This window comes from Stenotrophomonas sp. NPDC077659 (assembly GCF_050268705.1).
Classification (GTDB): Bacteria; Pseudomonadota; Gammaproteobacteria; order Xanthomonadales; family Xanthomonadaceae; genus Stenotrophomonas.
The window spans coordinates 1-6,537 of sequence record NZ_JBNNHG010000182.1; the positions used below are offsets into that span (position 1 = coordinate 1).

A 6,537-nucleotide genomic window follows, 5' to 3' on the forward strand; every position below is an offset into this window, starting at 1 on the left:
CCGTGAACACAAATGTGAAAAACTGTTGACGGCCTCTGAAAAGCCCCTATAATGAGCGGCTCAGCAACACACCGGGCGGTTAGCTCAGCGGTAGAGCATTGCCTTCACACGGCAAGGGTCACAGGTTCGATCCCTGTACCGCCCACCATGTTGCGGAACGAAAGAAGCCTCCAGCGATGGGGGCTTTTTTGTTGCCCGCGATTCCGTACAGTTTGCTAGGAGCACTGTTTCGTTTTTGCCTCGTCGTAGATATGCTCCTCTTCGGCAGCTATGCCACTAAGGACAGGGGATGGATATGGCGGAGCCAGACAAGGCTTTCGTAATTTACAAAGACGTATCTGGTGAGTGGCGCTGGACGCTCTACGCTAGGAACTCAAAGAAGATTGCGGACGGCGCCGAGGGCTATAAGAACAAGGCCGACTGCATCCATGGCGCTCGCTTAGTCGCCGCCATTGCTACGGGCACCAATATCTGGAACAGCACCGACAACAAGTGGGAGTAATTCTCCTCTTGGCAACGAGTGCTGTCGCCCATTTCCGGGCGCGTGATCTTGATTATTGCTGATCGGGGATAGGTGTCACTTCTGTAGGTAGTTGCGTTCCGCTCATCTATTGATCGGGGGCGAGGTTTGTGCCACGAGGACAGCACAATGGAGTGAATAGCAGGTTGTAAGTTGAGACCGCCCATTCGCAGCGTGTCATTCGTTGATGGGCGAAGCGCGCCCACGTCGGGAGTGCGGGTTCGTCGGCGTGGCCCGGGGGCCGCCCCTGCGTCACCGTGTCGCAGGGGTAAAACCCTGAGCGTGGTCCAGGGTTGGCCGCTGCGCCGTAGAATGGGCGGGTGCGTCGCCCCCGATTCCACCGCCGGTTCCAGACCCTGGCATGGCTTGCCATGCTGCTGGTGCTGCTTGCTCCGCTGGTCAGCCGCTGGATGGCCCATGGGCCGGTGCCAGCCGCTGCGCCGGTGATGGCGCCGATGGACCACAGCGGGCACGCCGAACACGCGCAGCACGCGATGGAAGGGCACCACGACCACCACGCGATGGCGATGGCGCACGAAGACGCCGCCAGCACACCGGCCGTCGATCCACACGCCGGACATGATATGGGCGTGGACTGCGAGTACTGCCTGATTGCTGCGCGGTTGATCACGCTGCTGGTTGCGGTGCTTTTGCTGTTGGTGCTTCTGCTGCCCGTGTGCCGGGCGCGGTCGGGTACGTTGCTGGCCTTGCCGGTGCGTCTGGTGGGAACGTTGGGCGCGCGTGGGCCGCCGGGTGTGTTGGCTGGCTGAGCCGTGCACGCGGTCGTTCCCTGATGGATTCAAAGCTGCCAGGCATGGCCTGGCACTGCTGCGTGCGCTTTTCTTTCTGCTGCCCTCGTTGATGGGGCGGCACTGCATGCTGTGGAAACATGAAAACCATCCCGAACGTCGTTGCCCTGCGCTGGGCGACGCTGCCGGCGCTGTGCGCCTGCGCCCTGTACACCGCACCGGCCCGCGCCGATGCCGCAGACCCCACCACCTTGGACACCGTGCGCGTGGTCGATACCCGCCATGGCGAACTGTCGGCCACCCCCAGTGCGGGCTCCGCGCTCGGCCTGAGCGTGCTGCAGACGCCGGCCGCGCTCACCGTCATCGACCGCGACCAGCTGGAACAGCGCGGCGGCAGCAACCTCAACGATGCGATCAGCCGGGCCGGTGCGATCAGTGCGATGCCGCACCCGGGCAATGGCCTCAGTGCACTGTCCAGTCGCGGATTCACCGATGGCGCGTCGGTGATGCGTCTGTACGACGGCCTGCGCCAGTACGGCGGGGTCGGCGTCACCTTCCCGTTCGATACCTGGTCCATTGAGCGTATCGAAGTGCTGCGGGGGCCGGCCTCGGTCATCCATGGCGACGGTGCCATCGGCGGGGTCATCAACATCGTGCCGAAGAAGCCGACGCGCGGTGCCATCGAGAACGAGATCAGCGTGACCGTGGGCAGCGAAGACACTGCGCGCCTGGGCTTTGGCAGCGGTGGCGCGCTGACGCCGGCGCTGGCCTACCGCGTGGACGTGAGCGGCAACTACAGCGGCGGCTGGGTGGACCGTGGCCGCAACAACGATGCGACGTTCTCCGGTGCGTTGCTGTGGCAGCCGCGCACGGACCTGCAGCTGACCCTGACCCAGGCGCAGGGCTACCAGCAGCCGATGCGCTACTTCGGTACGCCGCTGGTGGATGGCCGCCAGCTGGACGCGCTGCGCCATCGCAACTACAACGTGGCCGACAGCGAGATCCGTTTCCGCGACCGCTGGACCCAACTCGATGCACTGTGGACGCCGACCGCAGACGTGGAATGGCGCACGCGGGTCTACCAGATCGACAGCCAACGTGACTGGCGCAATGCCGAGGCCTACGTCTACAACGATGCCACGGGGCTGATCGATCGCTCGGACAACACGCAGATCACCCACAACCAGGACCAGTCCGGCCTGACCTCGACGCTGCGCGTGCAGGGGCAGGTGGGCGGGCTGGCCAACAGCTTCGCGGTGGGCCTGGATGCCAACCGCGCGCACTTCAAGCACACCAACAACACCTACGCGGGCAGCTCCGGGCCGGTGGATCCGTTCAACCCGGTGCCGGGGCAGTTCGCCAGCGATGCGCCGAACCTGCCGCGCTACCGCAATAGTGCCGAGCAGTACGCGCTGTTTGCCGAAGACCATCTGACCCTGAGCGATCGGTGGTCGGTGCTGGGCGGGCTGCGCCATGACCGTGCGACCATTGATCGCACCGATCTCATCAGCGGCACGGCGGCGTTTTCGAAGACCTACAGCAGCACCGGCTGGCGCGGAGGCACGGTGTTCGCGCTGCGCCCGACGTTGAGCCTGTACGCGCAGTATTCGCAGGCTGCCGACCCGGTCAGTGGCCTGCTGATGATCAGCCCGGCCAATGGTGCATTCGATCTGGCCAAGGGCCGGCAGTTCGAAGTGGGCATGAAGCAGGCGTTCGACGGCGGCGAGTGGACCTTGGCGGCCTACCGCATCCGCAAGACCGGCCTGCTCAGTCGTGACCCGCTGCAGCCGGATCGCCGTGTGCAGGTGGGTGCGCAGACTTCGCGCGGCATCGAGGCATCGTTGAACTGGACGTTCGCTCCGCACTGGTCGCTGGATGCGAACGCCACGGTGCTGAAGGCCGAGTTCGAGGATTTCCTGGAAACCACCGGCTCGCCTGCAGTGGTGGTCTCGCGTGATGGCAACGTGCCGCCGAACGTGGCCGAGCGCTTGGCGAACGTGTGGCTGAGCTGGCAGTTCCGGCCGGACTGGACCGTGGCCGGTGGCGCGCGCTATGTCGGCAAGCGTTACGCGGACAATGCCAACACCCTGGAACTGCCGGGCTACAGCACCACCGATCTGGCCCTGACCTGGCAGGCCGCGCCGCGCACGCGGGTGAGCGCGCGCCTGTTCAACGTGTTCGACAAGGTGTACTACGCCACCGCGTACTACACCAGCACGCAGTGGTTGCTGGGCGCGGATCGCCGCGTCGAGTTCACCCTCGATCATCGCTTCTGAGGGCGTCGCTGATGTCGCTGCGATCCACCGCCAAGCGCTGGACCTACCTGCTGCACCGCTGGCTGGGTATTGGCGGTTGCCTGCTGATGCTGCTGTGGTTCGTCAGCGGCATGGTGATGCTGTTCATCGGCTACCCGAAGTTGACGCCGGGCGAGCGGCTGGGCGCGTTGCCGGTGCTTGATGGCGCACGCGTGCTGCAGGGATTGCCGGTGCTGCCCGAAGCAGTGCAGGCCGAACCGGAAAGCGTGGCGCTGACCACGCTGCGCGGTGAACCGGCTTACGTGGTGCGCAGCGGTGCCAACATCGGTGCGTGGTCGGCCGTTACGGGCTACGCGCTGCTGCCGGTGTCTGCGCAGCGTGCCGAACTGTCGGCGGCGGCGTTTGCCGGTGGCCCGGCGTTCCCGGGTGCCGTACGTGTAGACGAAGATCGCTGGACGCATTCGCGTGGGCTGGACGCACATCGGCCGCTGTACAAGGTTGAGGTGGGTGGCCGCCAGCCGGGCAGTCTGTACGTTTCGTCGCGCACCGGCGAGGTGGTGCTGGATGCGCCGTACCACCAGCAGCGCTGGAACTATGTAGGCGCGTGGCTGCACTGGCTGTACTTCCTGCGCATGCAGTCGGTCGACCCGGTGTGGACGTGGGTGGTGATCGTGCTGTCCGGGCTGTGCACGCTGGCGGCCATCAGCGGCATCGTGGTGGGCGTGTGGCGCTGGCGCTTCCGTGGCCGTTACCGCTCGGGTGCGAAGACGCCCTACGTCGAGCCGTGGATGCGCTGGCATCATCTGGTCGGCCTGATGGCATCGGCCTTCGTGTTCACCTGGATCTTCAGCGGGCTGATGTCGATGAACCCGCTGCAGGTGTTCACTACGTCGGCCGGTGCGGTGGACGCCGCACGCTATCGCGGTGCGACGGTGTCGCTGGCGTCTGCGGTGGCGCAGCCACAGGCCTTGCTGCGTGCAGCGGCGGAGCAGGACTTTACGCCAGTGGAAATCCAATGGCGGCGCATCGGTGGCGAACTGTTCGCGGTGCTGCTGGACGGGCAGGGCGATACGCGCATCGTTTCCCTCATGGACGGGCGGCTGTACCTCGCACGGCAGCTGCCGGTGGCAGGGTTGCAGCAGCGCGCGCAGGCGATGAGCACGGCACCGCTGCGGACGTTCGCGGTCGTGCACGCGCCGGATGCGTTCTTCTACCCGCGCGCGCCCGAGGCGATGAATGGTGCAGCGGTGCGGCGCTTCCCGGTGGCGGTGGTGGACTTCAGCGATGCACACGCCACGCGCGTTTACATTGATCTGGCCACCGGCGATCCGCTGCTGACCCTCGGACACCGCGAGCGCGTAGGCCGCTGGCTCTTCTACTTCCTGCACAGCTGGGATCTGCCCGGCATGCTGCGGCAGGAGAACACGCGGCTGGCGGTGCTGCTGCTGTTGAGTGTGGCGGGGGCCGGGCTGTGCACCACCGCCGTGGTGATCGGTACACGGCGGTTGCAGATGAAGGTGCGCCGCCTTCGACGCTGATTTCAGCCGCGTTTTTTTACGCAGCAACGCTGGAGCGCCCACGGCTGCCCGGCATCATGCCGGTCCCCTTGGCTCGATCACCGTAGCGTCGAGCTTGCTCGGCTGCTGTTGATTTTGCGCCCGGCCTGGCGATGGTCAACCTGGGCGTGGTGGTAGGGTTTCCGCTGCCGACCGCGCTGGCCCTGCGCCATGCATCGTCCGCACACACCATCGTCTTCATCGGCCTGCTGCCGCTCAGTACCGCGCTGTTCGGCGTGCTGCGCGGTAGTGAGCGGCCACGCCCGGCGTTCTGGCTGTTCTCGCTGCTGGGCCGTGCTTGCGTGGTTGGCTACGCAGCACGCAACGGCGTCAAGGCGTCGCTGCAGGCCGATCGGCTGATGCTGGCGGCGATCATCGTGTGTGGGCGGGGGTACGCCGAAGGCGGGCGCGTGGCCCGGCACCTGGGCGGTAGGCAGGTCATCAGCTGGGCGGTGCTGCTGGCCCTGCCGGTCATGCTGCCACTGACCGTGCTGACGCGCCCGGTTTCGCTGGCCGCAGTGGGCGCACTGGCCTGGTGGGCGCTGGGCTATGTGGCGGTATTCAGCATGCTGGTGGGCTTCCTGTTCTGGTACCGCGGGCTGGCCCAGGGCGGCATCGCGGCGGTGGGGCAGCTGCAGCTGCTGCAGCCGTTCTTTGGTCTGGCGCTGGCAGCGCTGCTGCTGCACGAAGCGCTCAGCGCCGGCATGCTGCTGGTGACCCTGGCGGCGGTGGCCTGCGTGGCCGGGGCACGCCACTTCAGCCGCTGACGCCGCGCGTTTTCGCTCCACGCGTGCCATCGGCAATAATGCAGTCTCTGCCAGGGCATGGATCGTGATGTAGATGACGGCTAATGGAACGCCCGCCGACGATGGTGTCACCCTGCTGTTGCGGCGCTGGAGCATGGGTAACGATCTGTCGGCCCGGGACCGCTTGCTGCAGATGCTGTACGCGCAGCTGCGCGGCATGGCAGCGGCGCGGCTGAGCGGCGATGCCCCAGGCCTGCTGCAGCCGACCATGCTGGTCAACGAGGCGCTGATGCGCATGCTTGATCCTGGCACTGCCTACAATGACCGCGTGCATTTCCTGGCTCTGGCGGCTCTGAAGATGCGCAGCGTGATGGTCGACCATGCACGCGCGATGGGCGCGGCCAAACGCGGTGGCGATCAACTGCATCTCACGCTGGCCCACGCCGACCGCGAGAGCGCCGATGACCAGGACGCGGTGGATGTGCTGGCTCTGGACGCCGCCTTGTTGGCCCTGGCCGAGGTCGACGCGCGGGCCAGCAGTGCGGTCGAGTGGATGTATTTCGGTGGTATGCGCCGCGAGGAGATTGCAGCGGCGCAGGGTGTTTCGGTGCCCACCGTTGATCGCGACCTGCGCTTTGCCAAAGCCTGGCTCAAGCGCCACCTGGGGGGCACGCTGGCAGGGGGCGCTGGCGGATGAGCGATGCAGTCGAC

At 66.2% G+C, this 6,537-nt stretch carries 5 protein-coding genes, 1 tRNA gene and 1 pseudogene; all 7 read left to right on the forward strand.

Annotated features, from left to right (window positions below; translation table 11 throughout):
• Positions 1–73 precede the first annotated feature (73 nt).
• The 7 genes and pseudogenes from ACQKDV_RS17615 (at position 74) to ACQKDV_RS17645 (ending at position 6,523) form a co-directional block, all read left to right on the forward strand.
• A tRNA-Val gene (locus tag ACQKDV_RS17615) sits at positions 74–148 on the forward strand.
• Positions 149–289: 141 nt separating this feature from the next.
• Entirely contained in the window at positions 290–502 is a 213-nt protein-coding gene (locus tag ACQKDV_RS17620; protein WP_427785460.1) for a YegP family protein, read from the forward strand.
• Between the two features lie 389 nt (positions 503–891).
• A complete protein-coding gene (locus ACQKDV_RS17625; RefSeq protein ID WP_427785461.1) occupies positions 892–1,290 on the forward strand; it encodes a DUF2946 family protein in 399 nt (132 codons plus the stop codon).
• A 119-nt stretch (positions 1,291–1,409) separates the two neighbouring features.
• Positions 1,410–3,545: a TonB-dependent receptor gene (locus ACQKDV_RS17630; RefSeq protein ID WP_427785463.1), complete on the forward strand. Its 2,136-nt coding sequence runs from the start codon at positions 1,410–1,412 to the stop codon at positions 3,543–3,545.
• Between the two features lie 11 nt (positions 3,546–3,556).
• Entirely contained in the window at positions 3,557–5,062 is a 1,506-nt protein-coding gene (locus ACQKDV_RS17635; RefSeq protein ID WP_427785464.1) for a PepSY domain-containing protein, read from the forward strand.
• 122 nt (positions 5,063–5,184) lie between these two features.
• Positions 5,185–5,847: pseudogene (locus tag ACQKDV_RS17640) on the forward strand (DMT family transporter); the annotation flags it as partial.
• Between the two features lie 73 nt (positions 5,848–5,920).
• Positions 5,921–6,523, forward strand: coding sequence for an ECF-type sigma factor (locus ACQKDV_RS17645; RefSeq protein WP_427785466.1), 603 nt, complete (start codon positions 5,921–5,923; stop codon positions 6,521–6,523).
• Positions 6,524–6,537 lie beyond the last annotated feature (14 nt).